This window comes from Streptomyces sp. NPDC006458, assembly GCF_040612135.1.
Classification (GTDB): domain Bacteria; phylum Actinomycetota; class Actinomycetes; order Streptomycetales; family Streptomycetaceae; genus Streptomyces.
Genome location: NZ_JBEXPR010000019.1, coordinates 139,098 through 164,089, shown reverse-complemented (window position 1 = coordinate 164,089; position 24,992 = coordinate 139,098). Strand labels below are relative to the sequence as shown.

The following is a 24,992-nucleotide window of genomic DNA, read 5'->3' as shown; positions in this document are numbered from 1 at the left end:
CCGGAGCACGGCGATGAGCCGCATGGTGGATGCCCGGAGCACGGCGATGAGCCGCATGGTGGATGCCCGGAGCACGGCGATGAGCCGCATGGTGGATGCCCGGAGCACGGCGATGAGCCGCATGGTGGATGCCCGGACCACGGCGATGAGCCGCACGGTGGATGCCCGGACCACGGCAACGGTCCTCACGACGGACGCCCGGACCACGGCGACGGTCCTCACGACGGACGCGGAGGCACGGCGGTGAGCCTGACCATGCCGATCGTCGTCGGGGTGATCCTCGGCCTGGGCGTGTACGCCCTGATCCGCGCCCTGATGCCGACCAAGCGCAGCGCTGTCGCGCAGGTCGCCAGGATCGACGCGATGCGGGCGCGCGGGGCGGCGTACGAGTCGGCCCGACGGGGCCAGGACTCGGGCCGGTTCGCGTCGCTGCGTGCCGAAGTCGGCGTCCGGGTCGCCGAGTTCTTCGTCCAGCAGGGCTGGGAGCAGCGCTCGCTGCGGGCCGACCTGGCGGTGCTGGACCGCAGTTGGGAGAAGTTCCTCGCGACGAAGGTGCTGCTGGGGACGACGGGTCTGCTCTTCGGCCCGTTCCTCTTCGCCGTCGTCTGGACGATGGGCTTCGGCAGCAGCCCGGTCATCCCCGTGTGGCTGGCGCTGCTGTGCGCGGCCCTGTTCTTCTTCCTGCCCGATCTGGAGGTCCGGCGGGACGCCGCGGAGAAGCGCCGTGATCTGCGCCGGGTCATCGGGGCGTACCTGGACCTGGTGTCGATGAGCCTCGCGGGCGGCCGCGGTCTGCCCGAGGCGCTGCTGGCCGCCGCCGAGGTCTCCGACGGCTGGGCCACGCAGCGCATCCGCAACGCCCTCGCCGACGCCCGGATCACCGGCATCAGCCAGTGGCAGGCGCTCGGACAGCTCGGTGAGGAGCTGGGCGTGGAGGAACTGAAGGATCTGTCGGCCTCGCTGGCCCTTGTCGCGGACGACGGTGCCAAGGTCCGCGAGTCCCTGGCCTCCCGCGCCGAGACCATGCGCCACCGTGAGCTGGCCGAGATCGAGGGCAGCGCGGGCGAGAAGTCGCAGTCGATGCTCGTCGCGCAGCTGCTGCTGTGCGCCGGCTTCCTGGTGTTCCTGATCTTCCCGGCGGCGATGCGGGTGTTCCAGGTGTGATGTCTCCCTTGCCGCCCGCCCCGATCTTCAGCTGAGTCGAGAGGAAAGAACCCTCATGAACGCACCCAAGACCACGACCAAGGACTTCCGCACCGGCATCCCGGCGGTGGACTTCCTCGTCACCTTCCTGCGCGGCCGCGTGGAGCGTGCCCGCTCCGGCGAACTCGACCGCGGTGCCTCCGCGGTGGAGTGGGTCATCATCTCCGCGGTCGTCGTGGCGATCGTCGGTGTCGTCGCCGCCATCATCAACGCCGCGCTGAGCGAGGGCGCGACCAAGGTGGGCGACTGCATCAAGGGCGCGGACGCGGGCAAGACCTGCTGACGGCCGCGGGATCGACGGGGGTTGTGCTGGTGCGCGTGGTTCGCTGGTTGCGCCGCAGGAGGGAGACGCTGTCCGCCCGCGGCGACTCCGGCATGACCGCGATCGAGTTCGTGCTGCTCACGCCGGTGCTGTTCTTCATGATCTTCGCGACGGTGCAGTTCGCGCTGTACTTCTTCGCCGATCACGTCGCCCAGGCCGCGGCCCAGGCCGGCGCGCGCAAGGCCCGCGCCACGGCCGACCAGCAGCCGGGCGGCTGGCGCGCCGAGGCGCGGGACGTGGTCGACTCCTACATCGCCCAGTTGGGCCCGCAGCTCGTGCTCTCCCCGGACGTGCGGATGCTCCAGCCGGAGCAGAACACGGTCGGCGTGGAGATCACCGCGCGGGTGCCCACGGTCTTCCCCGGCCTGGACCTGACGGTGCACGCGCGGTCGTCGGGCCCGGTGGAGCGGTTCGTGCCGGAAGGGGGGAATCCGTGAGCACGCCCGAGGAACGGCCGGTACGAGCCCTGCGACCCGACGAAGGTCTGTCCACGGTCGAAGTGGTCATCCTGGCCCCGGTGATGATCCTGTTCATCCTGGTGCTGGTCGCCTTCGGCCAGTTGGTCGACGGCCGCGGCGCGATCGACGGGGCCGCCCGTGACGCCGCCCGCGCGGGTTCCATCCAGAAGGACCATGTGACGGCGATGGCCGAGGCGCGGAAGGCGGCGCGGGCGGACCTCGCGGACGTGTGCTCCGGCCCGGTCTCCGTCCGCCAGACCAGCCCCGGCTTCGAACCCGACACCTTCTTCACGGTCGAGGTCAGTTGCGAGGTACGTGGCTTGGCGATGCTGGGCCTGGACATCCCGACGACACTCTCGGCGAGCTTCAGCTCACCGCTGGACCCGTTCCGGAGGACGGCGTGAGGGCATGGATCGCCGCCCGCCGGGCGATGCTGGACGACCGCGGCTCGGGCGCGGGCGCGGTGATCATCTTTGCCCTCGTCTTCCTCTCCCTCTCGGCCTTCGTGATCGACGGCGGCATGTCCATCTCCAAGCGGGAGCGCGCGGCGGACATCGCGGAACAGGCCGCCCGGTACGCCGCCCAGGACATCGACCGCGAGGCGCTCTACGACAACGAGGGCGGCCCGGCCCCCATCAACTTCGGGAACTGCGACGCCCGCGTGAAGGCCTTCGCCCGCGAGATGGACATGACCGGCGCGGACATCGCCGCGTCGCACTGCGTGGCGGCGAACGCGGCCCAGGTCGAGGTCGAGATCCAGCTGACGTACTCCCCGGTCTTCACCGGCATGTTCTACGGCGGCGACGTGGTCGTACGCGGCCAGGCGGTGGCGGAGAACGAGGTGGGCTGACCGGGGGCCCTGCGGTCAGCGAGCCTCACCGGCGCACGAACGCCCACCGCTCGCGCGACAGCGGCAGCCGCACCGCGTAGTCCAGTGCGAACGCCCCCCACACCACCCCGGCGTCGGCCTTGAGCGCAACGCCCGCTGGGAGGAGGCCCGGTGGCAGGTGCGGCGGGTCATCGCCACGGAACCCGCCCCGGGCAAGGCGGGTTCACCTGCTCCGTCACGCGCCGGTTGTGTGGGCGTTGTGAGGAGCGGCCCGATTGTCCAGGGAAACCCGGGCTTTTCGTACGACGTGTTCGGAGTCGGCCCGCTCAGCTCCGACGCCCTCCGGAGCGACTTCCTAAGATCTCTGTAGGCTCAGTACACCCATCAGAACCCACCCCAGGACATCTCCCATGCCGCGACGCTCCAGTTCGAGTTCGACGGGAAGCCCGAGCACCCCGAGGAACCGCCCCCCGCAGCCCGTCCGGGTGCGGCGGCGCACCTTCGGGGACTTCGTGAAGGCGTTCCTCGCCTTCGTCGCGCTGGCCGCGCTGGTCCTCGGCGTGCCGCTGGGACTCGCGGCGACGTTCGGATGGCCGTTCCCTGACGGGGCACCCGGCCTGGACTGGCTGCAGCGCGAGATCTCGGTGCAGACGTTCCTCAACATCCTCACCGTCATCGTGTGGCTGGCCTGGGCGCAGTTCACCGCCTGCGTGCTCGTCGAGGTGAAGGCCGCCGTGTCCGGGGTCGGCGTGCCGGGGCGGGTGCCCGGGGCCGGACCCAGCCAGCTGCTCGCGCGGCAGCTGGTCGCCGCGCTGCTGCTGGTCGGCGCCACCGCCGCCGGCCTCACCCCGGGACTGTCCCAGCTCGGGCAGAACCTGGAGGGCAACCAGCGCCCCACGGTCGCCGCCGCCCAGGCGACGCCCGGCATCTTCGCCCAGCAGCAGGAGCAGGCCGCCTCCACCGCCGCCGCGCTCGCCGAACAGGCCGCCGACGCCGCCGCCCACACCGGCACGCCCGGCGCCGCGAGCGAGGGCGACACGAAGTACTACCGGATCCAGCCGCCCGAGGGGCGCCATCACGACTCCCTGTGGGAGGTCGCCGAACGCCACCTCGGCGACGGCCGCCGCTACAAGGAGATCTACGAGCTCAACAAGGACCGCGTACAGCCCGACGGCTCCCGGCTGTCCGAGGCCAGCCTCATCCGGCCCGGCTGGATCATGGAGATGCCCGGGGACGCCCGCGGCGGCGAACTCGTCGAGATGCCCGACGAGGCGCCCGGCGTCTCGCCCGAGGTGCGTCGGCAGATCCACGACTACGCCAGGACCGGCGACCACGCCGAGCAGCAGGGCGGCGGCCAGGGCGCGGGCGGCGAGCGGGCCGGAGGCGGCGCGGGCGAGGTGTCCCTGCCCGGGCAGCGGCCCGCCCCGGCCCCCGTCCCCGCCCCCGGGCACGACGCCGGTCAGCGGCATGCCGGACCCGAACAGCGGGCCCAGACCGGGCAGGAGGCCACCGAGACGGACGACGGCCGCTCCTTCGGCCTCCCCGAAGCACTCCTCGGCGCCCCCCTCCTCGCCGCCGGCCTGCTCGGCGCCCTCGGCCGGCGCCGCCGCCAGGCCCTGTGGCAGTCGGCGGTCGGTGCCGTCGGCGGGCGGCGCGGCATGGAGCCGCCCACCCCGACCGGCGCCGCCGCCGACGCCCAGGACGCGCTGATGGTCGGCGCCGACCCCGACGCCGTACGCCTGCTGGACCGCTCGCTGCGCGGCCTCGCCGCCGCCCTCACCGCCGAGTCGCGCCCGCTTCCGGTCGTCTACGCGGCCTGGCTGAGCAACGGCGACCTGCACCTCCAGCTCGCCCAGCCCACGGGCAGGCCGCCCGCCCCCTGGCAGCTCGGGCAGGACCAGACCTTCTGGATGCTGTCCCGCGCCGACGCCGAACGCTACGAGGACGTCGACACCGCCGCCCCGTACCCCGGCCTCGTCAGCCTCGGCACGATGGACGAGTCGCGGCTGCTGCTCAACCTGGAGGCCGTGCCCGGCCTCGTCTCGCTGAGCGGCCGTGAGGCCGACCGGGCGGCCGTGTTCGCCTCCGTCGCCGCCGAACTCGCCACCAACGGCTGGTCGGACCGCATGACCATCACCCTCGTCGGCTTCGGCGAGGACCTCACCCCGCTCGCCCCCAACCGGCTGCGCCACCTCGACGGCATCGACGACCTGATAGAAACCATGGGCGCGGAGACCCGGCAGCGGCGCGGCGCGCTCGGCGCCGCCGGACAGGACTCCGTGCTCACCGGCCGCACCGGGCCCGCGCAGCACACCCGTTGGGCGCCGCACCTGGTGCTGCTCGCGGCCCAGCCGTCCGCCGAGGACGCCCTCAGGCTCGCCGAACTCGCCGCCGACGCAGGCCGGCTCGGCATCGGCTACCTCGTCGGCACCGAGTCCGGCGATCTGCCCGGCGCCGCCTGGGAGATGGAGATCACCGACGAGGGCAAGCTGCTCGCGCCCCTCCTCGGCCTCGAACTCGCAGCCCAGCTCCTGCCGGTGCCGCAGCAGCGAGCCGTCGTCGAACTCTTCGTCGAGGCCGACCCCGGCAGCAACGGCCCCGACGGGCCCACCACCACCCCGCCGTTTCTCGTCGACATCAGCGAGCAGGGCCGGCCCGCCGTCTACGCCCGCCTCGTCGGCTCGTACGAGATCATCGGCCTGGACACCCCCGACGGCGAGCGCAGCGCGCTGCAGCACGAGGCCCTCGCCCTGCTGCTCCTGCACCGCGAGGGCGTGCACCCGCGGGTGCTGGCCTCCGCGCTGTGGCCGCGCGGCGTCACCGACGACGTACGCGACGCGCTGCTCGACCGGCTGCGCGAGTGGCTCGGCGCCGACCCCGACGGCACGCCCCGCCTCGCCACCGACTCCGCCGGGCGCCTCACCCTCGCCAAGTCCGTCGTCTCCGACCTCGACGTGCTGCGCTCGCTCTACCACGAGGCCACGCAGGGCCGGGGCGTGGACAACCGCGTCGTCCGCGGGCGGCTGCTCACCGACGCGCTCGTGCTGGTGCGCGGCCCGCTGCTCGCCGACCGGCCCGAGGGCCGCTACCGCTGGCTCACCCACGAGATCATCGACGCCCAGCTCCCGCTGCTCGTCGCGGACATCGGGCTCGCGCTGTCCGAGTTCCACCTGGAGAAGGACCGCGCGGAGAAGGCGATCGAGGCCCTGGACGCCGCCCTGCGGACGGCTCCCGCCGACGAACGCCTCTGGAACGAACTGCTGCGCGCCACCCACGCCACCGGTGACACGGCCCGCCTCACCACACTGGCCGCCGACCTCGTCGGCCGCAGCGGCGCCCGCGGCCTCCCGCCCCGCACGGAGGCCCTGCTGGACGAGTTCCTCCCGTCGTGGCGCGACAGCGTCGCGGCCGTGGGGTGAACGGACCGATGGTGAGGACGGCGGGGGCCGGCGCTGCCGGGCTCGCGAGCGCGGCGGCCTCCGGGCTGGGCGACCGCGCGGCGGCCTTGGCCGTGGCCGACACGGTCGACCTCGCCCTGTTCGTCCTCGCGGCCCTGTGGGGCGCGCTCACCGGCGCCCTGCTGCCCCGCGCCGTTCACCGCTTCGCGGTGCCGTCCGGTGAGCCGTGGCGCGAGCGGTGCCCGGGCGGGCATCCGTTGCGCGGATGGCTCGGGCGGGCGCGCTGCCGGCGGTGCGCCTCCGCCGCGGGTACGCGCCTGCGCTCCGACGCCGGGTACGTCGCCCCGGGCGCGAGGGGACCGTCGTACGGCCCCGCGGTCCTGCCCCTGGCCACCGCCACCGCACTGGTCTGCGCCGCCCTGGCCGCGGCCACCGGCACCCGTCCCGAACTCGGCGTCTGGCTGCTGCTCGCCCCCGTCGGCGTGCTGCTGGCCGCCGTGGACCTCCGGGTGAAGCGCCTGCCCGACCCCCTCACCCTGCCCCTGGCCGCCGCGGCCCTCGCCCTGCTGGGCCTCGCCGCGCTGCTGCCCGAGCACGCGGGGGAGTGGACGACGGCACTGTTCGGCGCTCTCGCCCTCGGCGCCGGTTACCTCCTGCTGCACCTGATCAACCCCGGCGGCATGGGCTTCGGAGATGTGAAGCTCGCCCTCGGCGCGGGCGCGGCCCTCGGCTGGTACGGCTGGGGGACGGTCATGCTCGGCACCTTCGCCGGGTTCCTGCTGGGCGCGCTGTACGGCGGCGCGCTCGTCGTCGCCCGCCGCGCGGACCGCAAGACGGCGATCCCGTTCGGCCCCTTCCTCATCGGCGGAGCCTTCCTGGGAGTCCTGGCCGGGGCGTACACGGCCTAGGAGGCGCGGGGGGCGCACGCGAACGCATCGGCCCGGTCACGCGCCGAGCCCCAGCCCGGCCCCCCGGAACGCCTGGCGTAGGCTGGATCAGTCCGTCCATAACCCTTGACGAAAGGGACACCTCGGTGACCGAGAAGGCCGACCTCCAGTCCGTCCTCGACCGAGCCGCCGGGGGCGGGCGCATCACCCCCGAGGAGGCGCTCGACCTCTACCGCGACGCCCCGCTGCACGCGCTGGGCGCGGCCGCCGACACCGTACGCCGCCGCCGTTACGCCGGGGTCGAGCACATCGCGACGTACATCATCGAGCGCAACATCAACTACACGAACGTCTGTGTGACGGCGTGCAAGTTCTGCGCCTTCTACGCCCCGCCCAAGAGCGACAAGGGCTGGACCCGCGACCTCGACGACATCCTGCGCCGCTGCGCGGAGACCGTGGAACTCGGCGGTACGCAGGTGATGTTCCAGGGCGGCCACCACCCGGACTACGGCGTGGAGTACTACGAGAAGCACTTCTCGGCCATCAAGAAGGAGTTCCCGCAGCTCGTCATCCACAGCCTGGGGGCGAGCGAGGTCGAGCACATGGCGCGGATCTCGAAGGTGTCCGTGGAGGAGGCCGTCCAGCGCATCCACACGGCCGGCCTCGACTCCTTCGCCGGTGCCGGTGCCGAGCTGCTCCCGGAGCGGCCGCGCAAGGCGATCGCCCCGCTGAAGGAGAGCGGCGAGCGCTGGCTGGAGATCATGGAGACCGCGCACAACCTGGGCGTGGAGTCGACGTCCACCATGCTGATGGGCACCGGCGAGACCAACGCCGAGCGCATCGAGCACCTGCGCATGATCCGTGACGTCCAGGACCGCACGGGCGGCTTCCGGGCCTTCATCCCGTACCTGTACCAGCCGCAGAACAACCACCTGAAGGGCCGCACCCAGGCCACGATCTTCGAGTACCTGCGGATGATCGCCATCGCCCGTCTGTTCTTCGACAACGTCGCCCACATCCAGGGCTCCTGGCTCACCACCGGCAAGGACGCGGGCCAGCTGACCCTGCACTACGGCGCGGACGACCTCGGTTCGATCATGCTGGAGGAGAACGTCGTCTCGGCTGCCGGTGCCAGGCACCGCTCCAACCTGATGGAGATGATCGAGATGATCCGCGGCGCCGACCGTGTCCCGGCCCAGCGCAGCACGACGTACGAGCACCTCGTCGTCCACGACGACCCGGCGAACGACCCCGTCGACGAGCGCGTGGTCTCCCACATCTCCTCGACCGCCATCGAGGGCGGCACGGCCCACCCCGAACTGAAGATCCTCGCCGCCAACTGAGCCCCGCTCCGCGCCGGGGCCCCGCTCCGCGCCGGAACGAGCCGACCGTTTGGGAACTGGTCCGGAATTGCTGACCCTTCACGTCGCCGAAGCCTCGCCCGAGGCCGTCGTGCTGGTCGACGGCGCGCACCTCGCCGCCGTCGGCCGGTACGAGGAGCTGGCCGCCGCCCACCCGCAGGCGCGCGTGCGCCACTGGCCCGGCATCCTCACGCCCGGACTGCTAAACCCGTACGGCCCGGAGCTGCTGGAGCAGACGTACCACCCGGACCCCCGTGAGGCCGACACGTACGGCACGCGGCCGATCGGCGGGCCGCGCGCGGAGGCGCTGTTCCGCGCGGACCCCGCCCGCCGGGGCGCCAGCGCGCGGCGCGGAGTGCAGCGGCTCCTGGCGCACGGGAGCGTCGCCATCGCGGGGGAGCTGCGCGAGCGGGGCGCGCTGGACGCGGTGCGGCGCGCCGGGCTCCTCGTGGGACAGCGCCCGCCGTCACTGCCCGGCCCGCCGTCCTTCTCCCCGGTTCCGCTGATCCTGCTGCCTGCCCTGCTGCCGGGCGGCCCCGCCCGTTTCGCCGTCTTCGACGTGCCGGACCGGACGGCCCTGGTGCGCGAGGGGTCCGGCACCTGTGTGGCCACGGTGCTGGGCGGCCGACTGGTCTACCGGGCGCGCTGACGCGCCCCGGCGGGAGGGCCGCTGCCCGGCCGGCGCACCCCCTGCTGCCACAATGAACCCGTGACCCGCGCATCCCTGGACAAGCAGCCGCACGAAGTCGCTTCGATGTTCGACGACGTGGCGGAACGGTACGACCTCACCAACGACGTGCTGTCCCTCGGGCAGGACCGGCGCTGGCGCAAGGAGGTCGCGAAGGCGGTCGACGCCCGCCCCGCGCAGAAGATCCTGGACCTCGCCGCCGGAACGGGCACGTCCTCACAGCCCTTCACCCAGGCCGGCGCCTACGTCGTGCCCTGCGACTTCTCCCTCGGCATGCTCCGCGTCGGCAAGCGGCGCCAGGCCTGGATGCCGTTCACGGCGGGCGACGCCACGCGGCTGCCCTTCAAGGACGACACCTTCGACGCGGTGACGATCTCCTTCGGGCTGCGCAACGTCCAGGACTTCGGCACGGCCCTGCGCGAGATGTACCGGGTCACCCGGCCCGGCGGGCGGGTCGTCATCTGCGAGTTCTCGCACCCGACCTGGACGCCCTTCCGCACGGTCTACACCGAGTACCTGATGCGCGCCCTGCCGCCGGTCGCCCGCGCGGTGTCGTCCAACCCGGACGCGTACGTCTACCTCGCCGAGTCCATCCGCGCCTGGCCCGACCAGCCCGCGCTGGCCTCGCGGCTGCAGGACGCCGGCTGGTCGGACGTGGCGTGGCGCAATCTGACGGGCGGGGTCGTGGCCCTGCACCGGGGGTTCAAGCGGGCCTGAGGACGCTTGGGGCGTCGTGAGCCGTCATCCGCCGGCGAGGCTGGGGTACGGATCGCCCGGGGCGTCCGGCTCCCGCTCCAGTCCGCCGCCCCCGGGGCGCGGCACGCGCGGCTCCCGCACGCCTCCGCCGCCCTCGCCGTCCCCGAAGTCGAACCACACCGTGACGACGGCGTCCCGCGGCACCTCCGCACCGGGCGGCGGGTACTGCCGTACGACGTAGTCGACGACGGTGAGGTGGAAGTCGGGCCGGTCGGGCGCGGAGAGCAGCACCCCGTACGCCTCGGCCTCACGGCGGGCGTCGACGGCCATCAGCCCGACGAGTTTCGGCACATGCACTTCGGGTGTTTTGCGTGTGATGCGCACAGATGTCACCCCCAGCGGTACTGGCAGGGTAACCGCCGAGGGTGCCGCCCGGAAGCGTCAAGTCGCTTTCCGTAGCAGTTGATTACCGTGTGTCACAGGTCGAGCTCGTAGCAGCGCCCCTGCTGCTTCGACTCCGGGCTGACGAACGTCTCGGCCAGCCGCATGCCGAGCCGGTCGATCACCGCGATCGAGCGGTCGTTGCGGGCGTTGACCATGGCCACCACGTCCTTCACGCCCGCCGCGCGGACCCGCTCCAGGGTCTCCCGCGCGGCGGCGGTGACGTAGCCCTTGCCCCAGTGCGGGCGGGCGAGCCGCCAGCCGATCTCGATCCGGCCCTTCGGCCCCCACTCGCCCGGCCACGGCTGGGCCCCGGTGAAGCCGATGACCTCGCCGGACTCGTCGAGCATGCTCCACAGGCAGAAGCCCAGTTCGGCGTCGTGCCGGCGCTGGCGGGCGGTCAGCTCCTCGTACGCGGACAGTTCCCAGGCCTTGCCGCCATGGAACTCCATGACATCCGGGTCGTCGAAGATCCGGTGCCATACGACGGCGTCCTCGTCGGTCGGAACGCGCAGCCGTACAGCGGGGAGAGCTCGGTTCACTGGGCAGCCCTTCAGCCGGTTGATCAATTCTGCTGCATAGACTGCCCATGTCCAGTGCCGGTCGGCACGCAGATTTCGATCCTTGGGGAGATCCCGCCGTGACCGAGCCCCTCTCCGACAACACCGCCGATGTGATCGTCGTGGGCGCGGGGCCAGCAGGCTCCACCACCGCCTACCACCTGGCCCGGGCCGGTCTCGACGTCCTTCTGCTGGAGAAGACCCAGTTCCCGCGCGAGAAGGTCTGCGGTGACGGCCTCACCCCGCGTGCCGTCAAGCAGTTGGTGGCCATGGGCATCGACGTCTCCGAGGAGGCCGGCTGGCTGCGCAACAAGGGCCTGCGGATCATCGGCGGAGGCGTCCGCCTGGAGCTCGACTGGCCGGATCTCGCCTCCTTCCCGGACTACGGCCTCGTCCGCAAGCGCGACGACTTCGACGAGCAACTCGCCCAACAGGCCCAGAAGGCGGGCGCCCGGCTCTACGAGCAGTGCAACGTCTCCGGCCCGATCGTGGACGACCGCACCGGCCGCATCACCGGCGTGAGGGCCAAGCTCGGCGACGAGAAGCGCGAAGTCACCTTCCACGCCCCGCTGGTGGTGGCCGCCGACGGCAACTCCACCCGGCTGTCCCTCGCGATGGGCCTGCACCGCCGCGAGGACCGCCCGATGGGCGTCGCGGTCCGCACGTACTTCACCAGCCCGCGGCACGGGGACGACTACCTGGAGTCCTGGCTGGAGCTGTGGGACCGCCGCGGCCCCGGCGAGGACCGGCTGCTGCCCGGCTACGGCTGGATCTTCGGCATGGGCGACGGCACCTCCAACGTCGGCCTCGGCGTGCTCAACACCTCCGACTCCTTCAAGGAGCTGGACTGGCGCGAGGTGCTCAAGGCCTGGTGCGCGTCCATGCCGGAGGACTGGGGCTACACCCCGGAGAACATGACCGGCCCGATCCGCGGCGCCGCCCTGCCGATGGCCTTCAACCGCCAGCCGCACTACACGCGCGGGCTGCTGCTCGTCGGCGACGCGGGCGGTCTGGTGAACCCGTTCAACGGCGAGGGCATCGCCTACGCCATGGAGTCCGGGCAGATCGCCGCCGAGGTCATCGTCCAGGCCCACGCCCGTGCGACGCCGGCCCAGCGCGAGACGGCCCTGCAGGGCTACCCGCGCATCCTCAAGGAGACCTACGGCGGCTACTACACGCTCGGCCGCGCCTTCGTGAAGCTCATCGGCAACCCGAAGGTCATGAAGATCGCCGCGCAGCGGGGCCTGACGCACCCGATGCTGATGAAGTTCACCCTGAAGCTCCTGGCCAACCTCACCGACCCGGTCGGCGGCGACGCCATGGACCGCATCATCAACGGGCTGAGCAAGGTGGCGCCCAAGGCGTGATGCCCGCCGGGCGCCTCTGAAGGGGCGCCCGGTTTCGCGGCGCCGCACCGCCCGGGGTCTGTCCGAATCCGGCCCCGGGCCGTCCTGACGTACGGTGCCGGGTCAGTCGCCCCTGCGTACGTGCTGGGCCGCCCCTGCGTACGTCCTGGGGCGCCCCTGCGTACGACCCGGGCCGTCCTGACGTACGGTCCCGGGTCGCCCCGACGTACGGTCCCGGACTTTCCCGGCGTACAGGGCGAGCCGGTTCCTCGGTGTACCGATCGGACCTTTACGGCCTGTCGGGCAGGTCGAACACCCGGGCGTACAAACGGTGAAGGGCCGCTGCCCCCGAGCGGCTGCGGCCCTTCACCCGGTCCTGCGTGCGCCGAAGCGCCTCGCGCGGCTCAGAGCACGCGCACCGCGCCCGAAGCCGGGTAACCGGACAGATCCTGGATGACGACGCCCTTGGACGGGTTGGCCGCGTCCAGGTACTGGCCGTCCCCGATGTAGACGCCCACGTGGTACGCGGAGCCCTTGCCGCCCCAGTAGAGGATGTCGCCGACCTGGAGGTTGGACGTGCCGACCTCCGTGCCGAACATCGACTGGTCCTGGGAGACGCGGGGAAGGTCCACGCCGACCTCGCGGAAGGCGGCCTGGACGAGGCTGGAACAGTCCCAGGCGTTGGGGCCGGTGGCGCCCATGACGTAGGCGTCACCCACCTGTGCCTTGAGGAAGGCGATGACGGTGCCCACGGAGCCGCTCGCCGGGGTCGACACGGTCTCGGACGCCGACGTGGACGTCGTGGTGAGCTCGGCCCGCTCGGCGGAGCGGGAGGCGGCCTCCTCGGCGGCGGCCCGGCGGGCGGCCTCCTCGGCGGCCTTCTTCCGGGCCTCGGCCTTCTTCTTCGCCACCGCGAGGTCCGCCCTGGCCTCCTTGGCCGCCTGGGCGGCGGCCGCGTCACGCTCGGCGGCCAGCTCGTAGTTCGCGGCGGCCAGCTCCGTGGCGTCCGCGGACTCGGCGACCTGACTGGACAGGTCGGCCGTGAGGGCGGGCAGTTCGAGCGTCTGCGTCACCGGCTCGGCGGCGTTCGCCGTGGCCGACGCACCGGCTGCCGCCATGCTGAGGACGCCACCGGCAACTCCGGCGCGCATCGCGATCGTCGAGGACGCGGTGCGGCGGGGCTTCCGGTGGCTGCGTATGTGAGCGGTGTGGGACATGAGAGCAATCGGTATCAGGGGCTCCTCCATACCTTCAAGAAACGTGTGCTGCGCCACAGTTGTTCAACCGAGGCCCCAAATACCCGGCGCACCGCTCTTTATTGACGCCGTAACGGGCATTGCGGACACACCCTTCCAAGCCTGTGATCATGGGCTTTCGTAGTTACGTCCGGATTGCCCCGCGCCTACCATTGGTTGAGACCGTTGGCCAAGCCCGGTTCTCATCCCCCCTCGCGGATGTGTCCGAGGTCACGGAACGGTCACTGGAGGGGCTGCGTCTCGCGCGGATCGGGGCCTGTCGGGCGCTCGTGAACGCGTGCACACGTCCACACCTCGCCCCGGACCTCCCTCTGATGTGTGAATGCCGTCCTCTATCAAGGGGGCACGTCCAACACCAATTTGCATGCAGACGAACCCTCTTGATATGGAGACTCCCCTCCTGAGCTGCTACGACGCGCGAAAATGTCACCTCTGGTGATCACTCGGACGCTTCGAGTACGAAGATCACCGCTCATCCGACTTCATGATCCTTCGTCAGGTGGTGGAGATCACAAAGCTTGTGGAATACCCCGTGTCGCAGATCACAGAGCCCCGGGCATAAGATGCGAGGCAGTTGGGCTTGTGACCTGCTTCACATGTTCTCGATCTTCGTCCGGGACGAACGGGGTTCAGGGGGCGGACGAGGCGGAAGTGAGCCCAGTGCAACGCTCCCCCGGCTCTGGCCTTCGCCTGAGCAGGGGGGACCCCATGCAGTCAATGCCGACTGAGAGGAGCGAGGAGCGGTGAACGCGTATGCGCCCATCCTCGTACTGGGAGCCCTCGGGGCAGGCTTTGCGATCTTCTCCGTGGTCATGGCCACGCTGATCGGTCCGAAGCGGTACAACCGCGCCAAGCTCGACGCCTATGAATGCGGCATCGAGCCGACCCCCACGCCGGCCGGCGGCGGGCGCTTCCCCATCAAGTACTACCTGACGGCGATGCTCTTCATCGTCTTCGACATCGAGATCGTCTTCCTCTACCCCTGGGCCGTCACCTTCGACGCCCTGGGTGTGTTCGGGCTCGTGGAGATGTTGCTCTTCGTGCTCACCGTCTTCGTCGCCTACGCGTACGTGTGGCGGCGCGGCGGCCTGGAATGGGACTGAGGGGCCTGGAACATGGGACTCGAAGAAAAGCTGCCGAGCGGATTCCTGCTGACCACTGTGGAGCAGGCCGCGGGCTGGGTGCGCAAGGCGTCCGTCTTCCCCGCCACGTTCGGCCTCGCCTGTTGTGCCATCGAGATGATGACCACGGGTGCCGGCCGTTACGACCTGGCGCGCTTCGGCATGGAGGTCTTCCGCGGATCACCGCGCCAGGCGGACCTGATGATCGTCGCCGGCCGGGTCAGCCAGAAGATGGCGCCGGTGCTCCGGCAGGTCTACGACCAGATGCCGAACCCCAAGTGGGTGATCTCCATGGGGGTCTGCGCCTCCTCGGGCGGCATGTTCAACAACTACGCCATCGTCCAGGGCGTCGACCACATCGTCCCGGTCGACATCTACCTGCCCGGCTGCCCGCCGCGGCCGGAGATGCTGATGGACGCCATCCTCAAGCTCCACCAGAAGATCCAGACCTCCAAGCTCGGCGTGAACGCCGAGGAAGCGGCCCGGGAGGCGGAGGAAGCGGCGCTCAAGGCCCTGCCGACGATCGAGATGAAGGGGCTGCTGCGGTGAGCGACGCGAACGGTGTGAACCCCGAGAAGGACCTGAGCGCCTCCAACCTCCCCGGCCAGCGCGGTCAGGGCGGCGAGGAGATCCGCGTCCAGCGCGGCATGTTCGGCGCCGGAAACGGCGGCGACACCTCCGGCTACGGCGGCCTGGTGCGCTCGGTCCGGCTCCCGGGACCGGCGAGCCGCCCCTACGGCGGCTGGTTCGACGAGGTGGCCGACGAGCTGGAGGGCGCGCTGGAGGAGCAGGGGCTGCTCCCCGAGAACGCGATCGAGAAGACGGTCGTCGACCGCGAGGAACTCACCTTCCACATCGAGCGCGAGCACCTGACGCGCGTCGCCCGCACCCTGCGCGACGACCCGGCCCTGCGCTTCGAGCTGTGCACCGGCGTCAGCGGGGTGCACTACCTGGAGGACAAGGGCCGCGAGCTGCACGCCGTCTACCACCTGCGCTCGATCACCCACAACCGGCTGATCCGCCTGGAGGTCAGCGCCCCCGACAGCGACCCGCGCATCCCCTCGCTCGTCGCGGTCTACCCGACGAACGACTGGCACGAGCGCGAGACGTACGACTTCTTCGGGATCGTCTTCGAAGGCCACCCGGCCCTGACGCGGATCATGATGCCGGACGACTGGCAGGGCCACCCGCAGCGCAAGGACTACCCCCTCGGCGGCATCCCCGTCGAGTACAAGGGCGCCCAGATCCCGGCTCCGGACCAGCGGAGGTCCTACTCATGAGCACGCAGCACGCAACTCCGCGCGAGACCACCGAGGGCACCGTGTACACGGTCACCGGTGGCGACTGGGACGAGGTCGTCCAGTCCGCGGCCCGCGCCGACGACGAGCGCATCGTCGTCAACATGGGCCCGCAGCACCCCTCCACCCACGGCGTGCTGCGCCTGATCCTGGAGATCGAGGGCGAGACGGTCACCGAGGCCCGCTGCGGCATCGGCTATCTGCACACCGGCATCGAGAAGAACCTCGAGTTCCGCACGTGGACGCAGGGCACCACCTTCGTCACGCGCATGGACTACCTGACGTCCTTCTTCAACGAGACCGCCTACTGCCTCGCCGTGGAGAAGCTCCTCGGCATCGAGGACCAGATCACCGAGCGGGCCAAGATCATCAGGGTGCTCCTGATGGAGCTGAACCGCTTGAGCTCCCACCTGGTGTGCATCGCCACCGGCGGCATGGAGCTCGGCGCGACCACGATCATGATCTACGGCTTCCGCGACCGCGAGATGATCCTCGACATCTACGAGCTCATCACGGGCCTGCGGATGAACCACGCCTACATCCGCCCCGGCGGACTCGCCCAGGACCTGCCGCCCGGCGCGGTGGACCAGATCCGCGAGTTCGTGAAGAAGATGAGGAAGAACCTCCCGGAGTACGACAAGCTCGCCACCGGGAACCCCATCTTCAAGGCCCGTATGCAGAACGTCGGCTACCTCGACCTGGCCGGCTGCATGGCCCTCGGCGCCACCGGCCCGATCCTGCGCTCCACGGGCCTGCCGCACGACCTGCGCAAGACGCAGCCCTACTGCGACTACGAGACATACGACTTCGACGTCCCGACCACCGACACCTGCGACTCCTACGGCCGCTTCCTGATCCGCCTGGAGGAGATGCGCCAGTCGCTCAGGATCGTCGAGCAGTGCCTGGACCGGCTCCAGCCGGGCCCGGTCATGGTCGCCGACAAGAAGATCGCCTGGCCCGCCCAGCTCGCGCTCGGCCCGGACGGCCTCGGCAACTCCCTCGACCACATCAAGAAGATCATGGGCACCTCCATGGAGGCCCTGATCCACCACTTCAAGCTGGTCACCGAGGGCTTCCGCGTCCCGCCGGGACAGGCCTACGCGGCCGTCGAGTCACCCAAGGGCGAGCTCGGCGTGCACGCCGTTTCCGACGGCGGCACCCGCCCCTACCGGGTCCACTTCCGCGACCCGTCCTTCACCAACCTGCAAGCCATGGCGGCGATGTGCGAGGGCGGCCAGGTCGCCGACGTCATCGTCGCTGTCGCGTCCATCGACCCCGTGATGGGAGGCGTCGACCGGTGACCACCTCTTCTTCCGAGCGGGGCGTGAGCCTGGGCATGCCCGAGCTGCCCGCGCCCGCCTACCCGGACGACGTCCGCGAAAGGCTGGAGCGCGACGCGCGCGAGGTCATCGCCCGCTACCCGGACTCCCGGTCCGCCCTCCTGCCGCTGCTGCACCTCGTGCAGTCCGAGGAGGGGCACGTCACCCGCACCGGGATGCGGTTCTGCGCCGACACACTCGGCCTGACCACGGCCGAGGTCACCGCCGTCGCCACCTTCTACACCATGTACCGGCGGGGTCCCTCCGGCGACTACCAGGTGGGCGTGTGCACCAACACCCTGTGCGCGGTGATGGGCGGCGACGCGATCTTCGAGGCGCTCCAGGAGCACCTGGCCGTCGGCAACGGCGGGACCACCGACGACGGCAAGGTCACCCTGGAGCACATCGAGTGCAACGCGGCCTGCGACTTCGCGCCGGTCGTGATGGTCAACTGGGAGTTCTTCGACAACCAGACCGTCGAGAGCGCCAAGCGCCTGGTGGACGACCTGCGCGACGGCCGGGTGGTCTCGCCCACGCGCGGGGCGCCGCTGTGCACCTTCAAGGAGACCGCGCGGATCCTGGCCGGCTTCCCCGACGAGCGTCCCGGGGCCGTCGAGGCGAGCGGCAGCGCGGGACCGGCGTCGCTGATGGGCCTGCGCCTGGCCAAGGGAGAGACCGCCCCCGCGCGCGTGGTCCATCCGCGCGACGGCGGGCCGCACGAGGAGCCCCACGACCGGGCCGCGCACGAGCCGTCGCCCACCGAGCACCTCAGCTCGCACGACGCGCCGCAGGACACATCGGCCTCCGACCCATCCCACCCGGCCGGGCCCAGCGCCGAGGAGGGGGAGTGATGACCTTGGCACCCGAGCTGAAAGACACCAGCCCCGAGAAGCTGCTCGCACCCGTGCTGTCGGCCTTCTGGGACGAGGACCGCTCCTGGTCCCTGGACGTCTACCGAAGGCACGAGGGGTACGAGGGGCTCCGCAAGGCGCTCGCCATGACGCCGGACGACCTGATCGCCTACGTCAAGGACTCCGGGCTGCGCGGCCGCGGCGGCGCGGGATTCCCGACCGGAATGAAGTGGCAGTTCATTCCGCAGGGGGATGGAAAGCCGCACTATCTTGTTGTCAACGCCGACGAATCGGAGCCCGGGACCTGCAAGGACATCCCGCTCCTCTTCGCGAACCCGCACAGCCTCATCGAGGGCATCGTCATCGCGTGCTACGCCATCAGGTCGTCGCACGCCTTCATCTACCTGCGGGGTGAGGTCGTCCCCGTACTGCGGCGGCTGCACGCGGCCGTGCGCGAGGCGTACGAGGCGGGCTACCTCGGCACGAACATCCTGGGCAGCGGACTCGACCTCGACCTCACCGTGCACGCGGGCGCGGGCGCGTACATCTGCGGCGAGGAGACCGCGCTGCTGGACTCGCTCGAGGGCCGCCGTGGCCAACCGCGACTGCGTCCCCCCTTCCCGGCGGTGGCAGGCCTCTACGCCTGCCCGACTGTTGTGAACAACGTCGAGTCCATCGCGTCGGTTCCCGCCATCATCCAGAACGGCAAGGAATGGTTCAGGTCGATGGGCAGCGAGAAGTCCCCGGGCTTCACGCTCTACTCGCTCAGCGGCCATGTCGCCGGCCCCGGCCAGTACGAGGCCCCGCTCGGCATCACCCTGCGCCAGCTGCTGGAGATGAGCGGCGGGATGCGACCCGGGCACCGGCTCAAGTTCTGGACGCCCGGCGGCTCCTCGACCCCGCTGCTCACCGACGAACACCTCGACGTCCCCCTCGACTACGAGGGAGTGGGCGCCGCGGGTTCCATGCTCGGCACGAAGGCACTCCAGTGCTTCGACGAGACGACCTGCGTGGTGCGGGCGGTGACCCGCTGGACCGAGTTCTACGCCCACGAGTCCTGCGGCAAGTGCACGCCCTGCCGTGAAGGCACCTACTGGCTCGTGCAGTTGCTGCGCGACATCGAGGCCGGCAAGGGCGTGATGAGCGACCTCGACAAGCTGAACGACATCGCCGACAACATCAACGGCAAGTCCTTCTGCGCCCTCGGCGACGGCGCCGCCTCGCCGATCTTCTCCTCGCTGAAGTACTTCCGCGAGGAGTACGAGCAGCACATCACGGGCCGCGGCTGTCCCTTCGACCCGGCCAAGTCGACGGCCTGGGCCGACCGTACGGAGGTGAACGCATGACAGTGACCACAAGCGCTCCCTCCGGAGGAGGCGACGCGGCGGTCCCGCCGGAAGATCTCGTTGCGCTGACGATCGACGGCATCGAGATCAGCGTGCCCAAGGGCACCCTGGTCATCCGGGCCGCCGAGCAGCTCGGCATCGAGATTCCCCGCTTCTGCGACCACCCCCTGCTCGACCCGGCCGGCGCCTGCCGCCAGTGCATCGTCGAGGTCGAGGGCCAGCGCAAGCCGATGGCGTCCTGCACCATCACCTGCACCGACGGGATGGTGGTCAAGACCCACCTCACCTCGCCGGTCGCCGAGAAGGCCCAGAAGGGTGTGATGGAGCTCCTGCTCATCAACCACCCGCTGGACTGCCCGGTCTGCGACAAGGGCGGCGAGTGCCCGCTGCAGAACCAGGCCATGTCGCACGGCCACTCCGAGTCCCGCTTCGACGGAAAGAAGCGGACGTACGAGAAGCCCGTGCCGATCTCCACCCAGGTGCTGCTGGACCGGGAACGCTGCGTGCTGTGCGCGCGCTGCACCCGCTTCTCCAACCAGATCGCCGGCGACCCGATGATCGAGCTGCTGGAGCGGGGCGCGCTCCAGCAGGTCGGCACCGGTGAGGGCGACCCGTTCGAGTCGTACTTCTCCGGCAACACCATCCAGATCTGCCCGGTCGGCGCGCTCACCTCGGCGGCCTACCGGTTCCGCTCCCGGCCCTTCGACCTGGTCTCCTCGCCGAGCGTGTGCGAGCACTGCTCCGGCGGCTGCGCCACCCGCACCGACCACCGGCGCGGCAAGGTCATGCGGCGCCTGGCGGCGGCGGACCCCGAGGTCAACGAGGAGTGGATCTGCGACAAGGGGCGCTTCGGGTTCCGGTACGCGCAAGCGCGGGACCGCATCGAGACGCCGCTCGTGCGCGACGCCGAGGGCAGGCTCGTGCCCGCGTCCTGGCCGGAGGCGCTCCAGGCCGCGGCCGAGGGGCTGCTCGCCGCGCGCGGCCGGGCCGGTGTGCTCACCGGCGGCCGGCTGACCGTCGAGGACGCCTACGCGTACAGCAAGTTCGCGCGCGTGGCGCTCGACACCAACGACATCGACTTCCGCGCACGCGTGCACAGCAGCGAGGAGGCCGACTTCCTCGCCGCCCGGGTCGCCGGACGCGGCCGTGACCTCGACGGCACGGGCGTCACCTACACCTCGCTGGAGAAGGCGCCGGCCGTGCTGCTGGTCGGCTTCGAGGCCGAGGAGGAGGCCCCCGGAGTCTTCCTGCGGCTGCGCAAGGCCTGGCGCGGGCACGGCCAGAAGGTGTTCTCACTGGCCACCTACGCCACCCGAGGACTCCAGAAGGCGGGTGGCACGCTGCTGCCGGCCGCTCCCGGCACCGAGACCGAGTGGCTGGACGCGCTCGCGAGCGGTGTCGGCCTGGAGGAGCCGGGCGGTCGGTGCGCCGAGGCGCTGCGCGCCGACGGTTCCGTGATCGTCGTCGGCGAGCGGCTGGCAGCCGTCGCGGGCGGGCTCACCGCCGCCGTCCGGGCCGCCTCGGCGATCGGCGCGCGGCTGGTGTGGATCCCGCGCCGGGCCGGTGAGCGCGGCGCGATCGAGGCGGGTGCGCTGCCGTCGCTGCTGCCCGGCGGACGTCCGGCCACCGACCCGCGCGCGCGGGAGGAGGTCGCGGCCGCCTGGAGCGTCGCCGAACTCCCGCACCGCTACGGCCGCGACACAGGCCAGATCGTCGAGGCCGCGGCCTCCGGCGAACTGCGGGCCCTGCTGGTGGCCGGTGTGGAGATCGCCGACCTGCCCGACCCGGCACGCGCGCGTGAGGCACTGGACGAGGTCGGCTTCCTGGTGTCGCTGGAGCAGCGGCCGAGTGAGGTCACCGCGCACGCGGACGTCGTGCTGCCGGTGGCCGCGGTCGCCGAGAAGGCCGGCAGCTTCCTCAACTGGGAGGGCAGGGTGCGCTTCTTCGAGGCCGCGCTCAAGCCCGAACAGATGACCCGCCGCCTGGCCCCCGCCGACGCGCGGGTGCTCCAGATGCTGGCCGACGCCATGGACGTCCACCTGGGCCTGCCGGATCTGCGGACGGTGCGCGCGGAGCTGGACCGGCTGGGCGCGTGGGACGGGTCGCGGGCCACCGAGCCGCGGGAGTCCGGCGGTGTGCTGCCCCGGCCCGCGGCCGGGGAGGCCGTGCTCGCCGGGCACCGGCTGCTGCTGGACCTGGGTCTGCTCCAGCGGGGCGACGAGGCGCTCGCCGGGACGCGGCACGCGGCCCACGCGCGCGTGTCGGCGGCCACGGCCGTCGAGGCGGGTGTGCGCGAGGGCGAGGTCCTGGTCGTCGCCGGCCCCTCCGGCACCGTCGAACTGCCGCTGGAGATCACCGAGATGCCCGACCGCGTGGTCTGGCTGCCGCTGAACTCCGCCGGCCGGGGCGTCGCCTCCGACGCCGGGGCGCGGCCCGGCTCCCTCGTCCGTATCAGCCCGGCGGCCTCCGTCGGCGAGGCCCCCAAGGAGGTGGAGGCATGAGCCCGTTCCTCGCCGCTGAAGACCTCTCGCTGTTCGGCAGCGACCCCTGGTGGCTGGTCGCGATCAAGGCGGTGTTCTGCTTCGCCTTCCTGCTGCTGACCGTGCTGCTCGCCATCGTCTGGGAGCGCAAGGTCGTCGCCTGGATGCAGTTGCGCATCGGCCCCAACCGGCACGGTCCGTGGGGCATGCTGCAGTCGCTCGCCGACGGCATCAAACTGATGCTGAAGGAAGACCTGGTCGTCAAGCGCGCGGACAAGGCCGTCTTCATCCTCGCGCCGATCATCGCGACAGTCCCGGCCTTCATGGCGATCGCGGTGATCCCCTTCGGCCCGGCCGACAACCAGATCTCGATCTTCGGCACCCGCACCTCGATGCAGCTCACCGACCTGCCGATCGCGATGCTCTACATCCTCGCGGTCGCCTCGGTCGGCATCTACGGCATCGTGCTCGCGGGCTGGAGCTCCGGCTCGACGTATCCGCTGCTCGGCGGTCTGCGCAGCTGCGCGCAGATGATCTCGTACGAGATCGCGATGGGCGCCGCGTTCGCCTCGGTGTTCCTCTACTCGGGCTCGATGTCGACGTCGACCATCGTCGAACAGCAGGCGGACCGCTGGTACATCCTGCTGCTGCCGGTGTCGTTCATCATCTACATCATCACCATGGTGGGCGAGACCAACCGGGCGCCGTTCGACATGCCGGAGTCCGAGGGCGACCTGGTCGGCGGCTTCAACACCGAGTACTCGTCGATCAAGTTCGCCCTGTTCATGCTCGCCGAGTACGCCAACATGGTGACCGTCTCGGCCGTGTCGGTGACCCTCTTCCTGGGCGGCTGGCGGGCACCGTGGCCGGTGAGCACCTTCTGGGAGGGCGCCAACCACGGCTGGTGGCCGATGCTCTGGTTCCTGGTGAAGGTGCAGTTGCTGCTGTTCCTCTTCATCTGGCTGCGCGGCACGCTCCCGCGGGTCCGCTACGACCAGCTGATGAAGCTCGGCTGGAAGGTCCTCATCCCGGTCTCGCTGGTCTGGCTGATGCTCGTCGCGACCGTGCGGGCCCTGCGCAACGAGAACTACGACTTCGCCGACATCGCCCTGTACGTCGGCGGCGGTGTGATCGCCCTGCTGTTGCTCTCCTTCGTCGCGGACATCTTCCGCGGCGGCCGGGACGGGCAGGCGGAGGCGGCGCCCGCGGACCGCGCCCCCTTCGACCCGATGGCGGGCGGATTCCCCGTGCCGCCGCTGCCCGGACAGGAGCTGCCGGCGGCGCCGCGCAGGCGCCCGCGCCGGGAGCGGGAGTTGATTGTCAGTGGCGGGTCGGATACTGCCAGTGACGGATCTCTGGATGGAAAGGAGGCGTCCGATGGCTGAGGAGCCCAAGGAGACCGCGCAGTCGAAGCCCGGTTTCCAGAACCCCGTGGCCGGCTTCGGCGTGACCTTCAAGGCCATGTTCAAGAAGCGGCTGACCGAGCAGTACCCGGAGCAGGAGAAGACCACCGCTCCCCGCTTCCACGGACGGCACCAGCTCAACCGCCATCCGGACGGCCTGGAGAAGTGCGTCGGCTGTGAACTGTGCGCGTGGGCCTGCCCCGCCGACGCGATCTACGTGGAGGGCGCGGACAACACCGACGAGGAGCGCTACTCCCCGGGCGAGCGGTACGGCCGCGTCTACCAGATCAACTACGCCCGCTGCATCCTGTGCGGCCTGTGCATCGAGGCGTGCCCCACGCGCGCGCTGACGATGACCAACGAGTTCGAGCTGGCCGACTCCAGCCGGGCCAACCTCATCTACACCAAGGAGCAGTTGCTCGCCGGTCTCGACGAGGGCATGGTCGACAGCCCGCACGCCATCTACCCCGGCATGGACGAACAGGACTACTACCGGGGCCTGGTGACGGAGGCCGCGCCCGGCACCGAGCAGCAGGCCGCCGTGTCCAAGGGCGAGGAGCCCACGGAGCGGGAGGTGGACGTATGAGCACGCAACTCGCCGCCTACACCACCTCCGGCGGAGAGGCCGTCCAGTTCTGGATCCTCGGCACGGTCGCGGTGATCGGCGCCCTGTGCACCGTCCTGATGAAGAAGGCCGTGCACAGCGCGCTCTGTCTGGCCGGCACCATGATCATCCTGGCGGTGTTCTACCTCGCCAACGGCGCGTACTTCCTCGGTGTCGTGCAGATCATCGTCTACACCGGCGCCATCATGATGCTGTTCCTGTTCGTGGTGATGCTGGTCGGTGTCACCGCGGCGGACTCCGTGAAGGAGACCATCAAGGGCCAGCGCTGGCTGGCCCTGCTGTGCGGCCTCGGCTTCGGCATCCTGCTGATCGCCGGCATCGCCCACGCCTCCCTGACGCAGTTCAACGGCCTCGGCCAGGCGAACGCGAACGGCAATGTGGAGGGGCTGGCGTCCCTCATCTTCACCAAGTACGTCTTCGCATTCGAGATCACCGGCGCCCTGCTGATCACGGCCGCCGTCGGCGCGATGGTGCTCACCCACCGCGAGCGCACCGAGCGCGCCCGGACCCAGCGCGAGCTGGCCGAGCAGCGGGTGCGCGAGGGCAGGCACCTGCCGCCGCTGCCGGCGCCCGGCGTGTACGCCCGGCACAACGCCGTGGACGTCGCGGGCCTGCTCCCCGACGGCACCCCGTCGGAGCTCACGGTCAGCAAGACCCTGCGCGAGCGCGGCCAGATCCGGGACGTCTCGGCGCAGGCACTCACCGATCTGAAGGCCATCGAGCAGCGCGCCGAGGAGCGCCTGGAGCGTGGCGAGATCGAGCCGCCCCACTTCAAGCGGACCGAGGAGGCGTCGAAGTGAACCCGGTCAACTACCTCTACCTCGCCGCCCTGTTGTTCACGATCGGCGCCACCGGCGTGCTGATCAGGCGGAACGCGATCGTGCTGTTCATGTGCATCGAGCTGATGCTCAACGCCTGCAACCTCGCGTTCGTGGCCTTCTCCCGGATGCACGGCAATCTCGACGGCCAGATCATCGCCTTCTTCACGATGGTCGTCGCCGCCGCGGAGGTCGTGGTCGGGCTCGCGATCATCGTGTCGCTGTTCCGTTCCCGCCACTCGGCCTCGGTCGACGACGCCAGCCTGATGAAGCTGTAAGGGGTCGC

Annotated in this window: 25 protein-coding genes; 22 read left to right on the top strand and 3 right to left on the bottom strand. The window is 71.1% G+C overall.

Annotation, left to right across the window (positions count from 1 at the left end; translation table 11 throughout):
• The first annotated feature begins 243 nt into the window (after window positions 1-243).
• The 10 genes from ABZZ79_RS25510 to ABZZ79_RS25465 all read left to right on the top strand — a co-directional run bounded on the left by ABZZ79_RS25510 (window position 244) and on the right by ABZZ79_RS25465 (window position 9,863).
• Window positions 244-1,164, top strand: a complete 921-nt coding sequence (locus ABZZ79_RS25510) for a type II secretion system F family protein (RefSeq protein WP_356692355.1) — start codon at window positions 244-246, stop codon at window positions 1,162-1,164.
• A 55-nt stretch (window positions 1,165-1,219) separates the two neighbouring features.
• The gene (locus ABZZ79_RS25505) at window positions 1,220-1,486 is read left to right on the top strand and encodes a hypothetical protein (RefSeq protein ID WP_356692353.1); all 267 of its coding nucleotides are present in this window, start codon (window positions 1,220-1,222) and stop codon (window positions 1,484-1,486) included.
• A 23-nt stretch (window positions 1,487-1,509) separates the two neighbouring features.
• Entirely contained in the window at window positions 1,510-1,962 is a 453-nt protein-coding gene (locus ABZZ79_RS25500) for a TadE family protein (RefSeq protein WP_356692351.1), read from the top strand.
• Window positions 1,959-2,387, top strand: a complete 429-nt coding sequence (locus ABZZ79_RS25495) for a TadE/TadG family type IV pilus assembly protein (RefSeq protein WP_356692349.1) — start codon at window positions 1,959-1,961, stop codon at window positions 2,385-2,387. Before ABZZ79_RS25500 ends, ABZZ79_RS25495 begins: the two co-directional genes overlap by 4 nt.
• 26 nt (window positions 2,388-2,413) lie before the next feature.
• Window positions 2,414-2,833 carry a pilus assembly protein TadG-related protein gene (locus ABZZ79_RS25490; RefSeq protein ID WP_356692396.1) on the top strand — a complete coding sequence of 140 codons (420 nt, stop codon included), beginning with the start codon at window positions 2,414-2,416 and terminating at the stop codon, window positions 2,831-2,833.
• 389 nt (window positions 2,834-3,222) lie between these two features.
• Window positions 3,223-6,231, top strand: coding sequence for a BTAD domain-containing putative transcriptional regulator (locus ABZZ79_RS25485; protein WP_356692347.1), 3,009 nt, complete (start codon window positions 3,223-3,225; stop codon window positions 6,229-6,231).
• A 92-nt stretch (window positions 6,232-6,323) separates the two neighbouring features.
• Entirely contained in the window at window positions 6,324-7,118 is a 795-nt protein-coding gene (locus ABZZ79_RS25480; RefSeq protein WP_356692394.1) for an A24 family peptidase, read from the top strand.
• Window positions 7,119-7,243: 125 nt separating this feature from the next.
• A complete protein-coding gene (mqnC, locus tag ABZZ79_RS25475; protein ID WP_356692345.1) occupies window positions 7,244-8,440 on the top strand; it encodes a cyclic dehypoxanthinyl futalosine synthase in 1,197 nt (398 codons plus the stop codon).
• A 67-nt stretch (window positions 8,441-8,507) separates the two neighbouring features.
• On the top strand, window positions 8,508-9,107 hold the full coding sequence (locus ABZZ79_RS25470) for a hypothetical protein (RefSeq protein ID WP_356692343.1): 600 nt from the start codon (window positions 8,508-8,510) through the stop codon (window positions 9,105-9,107).
• Window positions 9,108-9,167: 60 nt separating this feature from the next.
• Window positions 9,168-9,863, top strand: coding sequence for a demethylmenaquinone methyltransferase (locus ABZZ79_RS25465; RefSeq protein WP_356692341.1), 696 nt, complete (start codon window positions 9,168-9,170; stop codon window positions 9,861-9,863).
• Between the two features lie 24 nt (window positions 9,864-9,887).
• Here ABZZ79_RS25465 and ABZZ79_RS25460 read toward each other — a convergent pair whose 3' ends face one another.
• Window positions 9,888-10,226 (bottom strand): PASTA domain-containing protein, encoded by a 339-nt coding sequence (locus tag ABZZ79_RS25460; protein ID WP_356692339.1) that lies wholly within the window; start codon window positions 10,224-10,226, stop codon window positions 9,888-9,890.
• Between the two features lie 92 nt (window positions 10,227-10,318).
• A complete protein-coding gene (locus ABZZ79_RS25455) occupies window positions 10,319-10,825 on the bottom strand; it encodes a GNAT family N-acetyltransferase (protein ID WP_356692337.1) in 507 nt (168 codons plus the stop codon).
• A gap of 47 nt (window positions 10,826-10,872) precedes the next feature.
• On the opposite strand from ABZZ79_RS25455, the gene ABZZ79_RS25450 reads away from it, so the two are divergent.
• Window positions 10,873-12,210: a geranylgeranyl reductase family protein gene (locus tag ABZZ79_RS25450; RefSeq protein ID WP_356692336.1), complete on the top strand. Its 1,338-nt coding sequence runs from the start codon at window positions 10,873-10,875 to the stop codon at window positions 12,208-12,210.
• 383 nt (window positions 12,211-12,593) lie between these two features.
• On the opposite strand, the gene ABZZ79_RS25445 is transcribed toward ABZZ79_RS25450, so the two are convergent.
• Window positions 12,594-13,436: a C40 family peptidase gene (locus tag ABZZ79_RS25445; protein ID WP_356692334.1), complete on the bottom strand. Its 843-nt coding sequence runs from the start codon at window positions 13,434-13,436 to the stop codon at window positions 12,594-12,596.
• A 752-nt stretch (window positions 13,437-14,188) separates the two neighbouring features.
• Here ABZZ79_RS25445 and ABZZ79_RS25440 point away from each other — a divergent pair.
• The 11 genes from ABZZ79_RS25440 to nuoK are packed head-to-tail and all read left to right on the top strand — an operon-like array spanning window position 14,189 to window position 24,984.
• Entirely contained in the window at window positions 14,189-14,548 is a 360-nt protein-coding gene (locus ABZZ79_RS25440; RefSeq protein ID WP_129307483.1) for an NADH-quinone oxidoreductase subunit A, read from the top strand.
• A 12-nt stretch (window positions 14,549-14,560) separates the two neighbouring features.
• Window positions 14,561-15,115, top strand: a complete 555-nt coding sequence (locus ABZZ79_RS25435; RefSeq protein ID WP_003998928.1) for an NADH-quinone oxidoreductase subunit B — start codon at window positions 14,561-14,563, stop codon at window positions 15,113-15,115.
• Window positions 15,112-15,846, top strand: coding sequence for an NADH-quinone oxidoreductase subunit C (locus tag ABZZ79_RS25430; protein ID WP_356692331.1), 735 nt, complete (start codon window positions 15,112-15,114; stop codon window positions 15,844-15,846). Before ABZZ79_RS25435 ends, ABZZ79_RS25430 begins: the two co-directional genes overlap by 4 nt.
• Entirely contained in the window at window positions 15,843-17,165 is a 1,323-nt protein-coding gene (locus ABZZ79_RS25425; protein WP_356692329.1) for an NADH-quinone oxidoreductase subunit D, read from the top strand. Before ABZZ79_RS25430 ends, ABZZ79_RS25425 begins: the two co-directional genes overlap by 4 nt.
• Window positions 17,162-18,034 (top strand): NADH-quinone oxidoreductase subunit NuoE, encoded by an 873-nt coding sequence (nuoE, locus tag ABZZ79_RS25420; protein ID WP_356692327.1) that lies wholly within the window; start codon window positions 17,162-17,164, stop codon window positions 18,032-18,034. The genes ABZZ79_RS25425 and nuoE overlap by 4 nt, the downstream gene beginning before the upstream one ends.
• A complete protein-coding gene (nuoF, locus tag ABZZ79_RS25415) occupies window positions 18,031-19,380 on the top strand; it encodes an NADH-quinone oxidoreductase subunit NuoF (protein WP_356692325.1) in 1,350 nt (449 codons plus the stop codon). The genes nuoE and nuoF overlap by 4 nt, the downstream gene beginning before the upstream one ends.
• Entirely contained in the window at window positions 19,377-21,881 is a 2,505-nt protein-coding gene (locus ABZZ79_RS25410; protein WP_356692323.1) for an NADH-quinone oxidoreductase subunit G, read from the top strand. The genes nuoF and ABZZ79_RS25410 overlap by 4 nt, the downstream gene beginning before the upstream one ends.
• Window positions 21,878-23,245: an NADH-quinone oxidoreductase subunit NuoH gene (gene nuoH / locus ABZZ79_RS25405; protein WP_356692321.1), complete on the top strand. Its 1,368-nt coding sequence runs from the start codon at window positions 21,878-21,880 to the stop codon at window positions 23,243-23,245. Before ABZZ79_RS25410 ends, nuoH begins: the two co-directional genes overlap by 4 nt.
• Window positions 23,238-23,849: an NADH-quinone oxidoreductase subunit NuoI gene (gene nuoI / locus ABZZ79_RS25400; RefSeq protein WP_356692319.1), complete on the top strand. Its 612-nt coding sequence runs from the start codon at window positions 23,238-23,240 to the stop codon at window positions 23,847-23,849. The genes nuoH and nuoI overlap by 8 nt, the downstream gene beginning before the upstream one ends.
• Window positions 23,846-24,688, top strand: coding sequence for an NADH-quinone oxidoreductase subunit J (locus tag ABZZ79_RS25395; protein WP_356692317.1), 843 nt, complete (start codon window positions 23,846-23,848; stop codon window positions 24,686-24,688). The genes nuoI and ABZZ79_RS25395 overlap by 4 nt, the downstream gene beginning before the upstream one ends.
• Window positions 24,685-24,984 carry an NADH-quinone oxidoreductase subunit NuoK gene (nuoK, locus tag ABZZ79_RS25390; protein ID WP_053760538.1) on the top strand — a complete coding sequence of 100 codons (300 nt, stop codon included), beginning with the start codon at window positions 24,685-24,687 and terminating at the stop codon, window positions 24,982-24,984. Before ABZZ79_RS25395 ends, nuoK begins: the two co-directional genes overlap by 4 nt.
• Window positions 24,985-24,992: the final 8 nt, after the last annotated feature.

Coding starts and splice junctions, on each gene's coding strand:
- ABZZ79_RS25505 (WP_356692353.1), top strand. CDS start 1,220: ATGAACGCACCCAAGACCACGACCAAGGACTTCCGCACCGGCATCCCG.
- ABZZ79_RS25490 (WP_356692396.1), top strand. CDS start 2,414: ATGCTGGACGACCGCGGCTCGGGCGCGGGCGCGGTGATCATCTTTGCC.
- ABZZ79_RS25485 (WP_356692347.1), top strand. CDS start 3,223: ATGCCGCGACGCTCCAGTTCGAGTTCGACGGGAAGCCCGAGCACCCCG.
- ABZZ79_RS25450 (WP_356692336.1), top strand. CDS start 10,873: ATGTCCAGTGCCGGTCGGCACGCAGATTTCGATCCTTGGGGAGATCCC.
- ABZZ79_RS25445 (WP_356692334.1), bottom strand. CDS start 13,436: ATGGAGGAGCCCCTGATACCGATTGCTCTCATGTCCCACACCGCTCAC.
- ABZZ79_RS25435 (WP_003998928.1), top strand. CDS start 14,561: ATGGGACTCGAAGAAAAGCTGCCGAGCGGATTCCTGCTGACCACTGTG.
- ABZZ79_RS25425 (WP_356692329.1), top strand. CDS start 15,843: ATGAGCACGCAGCACGCAACTCCGCGCGAGACCACCGAGGGCACCGTG.
- ABZZ79_RS25410 (WP_356692323.1), top strand. CDS start 19,377: ATGACAGTGACCACAAGCGCTCCCTCCGGAGGAGGCGACGCGGCGGTC.
- nuoH (WP_356692321.1), top strand. CDS start 21,878: ATGAGCCCGTTCCTCGCCGCTGAAGACCTCTCGCTGTTCGGCAGCGAC.
- nuoI (WP_356692319.1), top strand. CDS start 23,238: ATGGCTGAGGAGCCCAAGGAGACCGCGCAGTCGAAGCCCGGTTTCCAG.
- ABZZ79_RS25395 (WP_356692317.1), top strand. CDS start 23,846: ATGAGCACGCAACTCGCCGCCTACACCACCTCCGGCGGAGAGGCCGTC.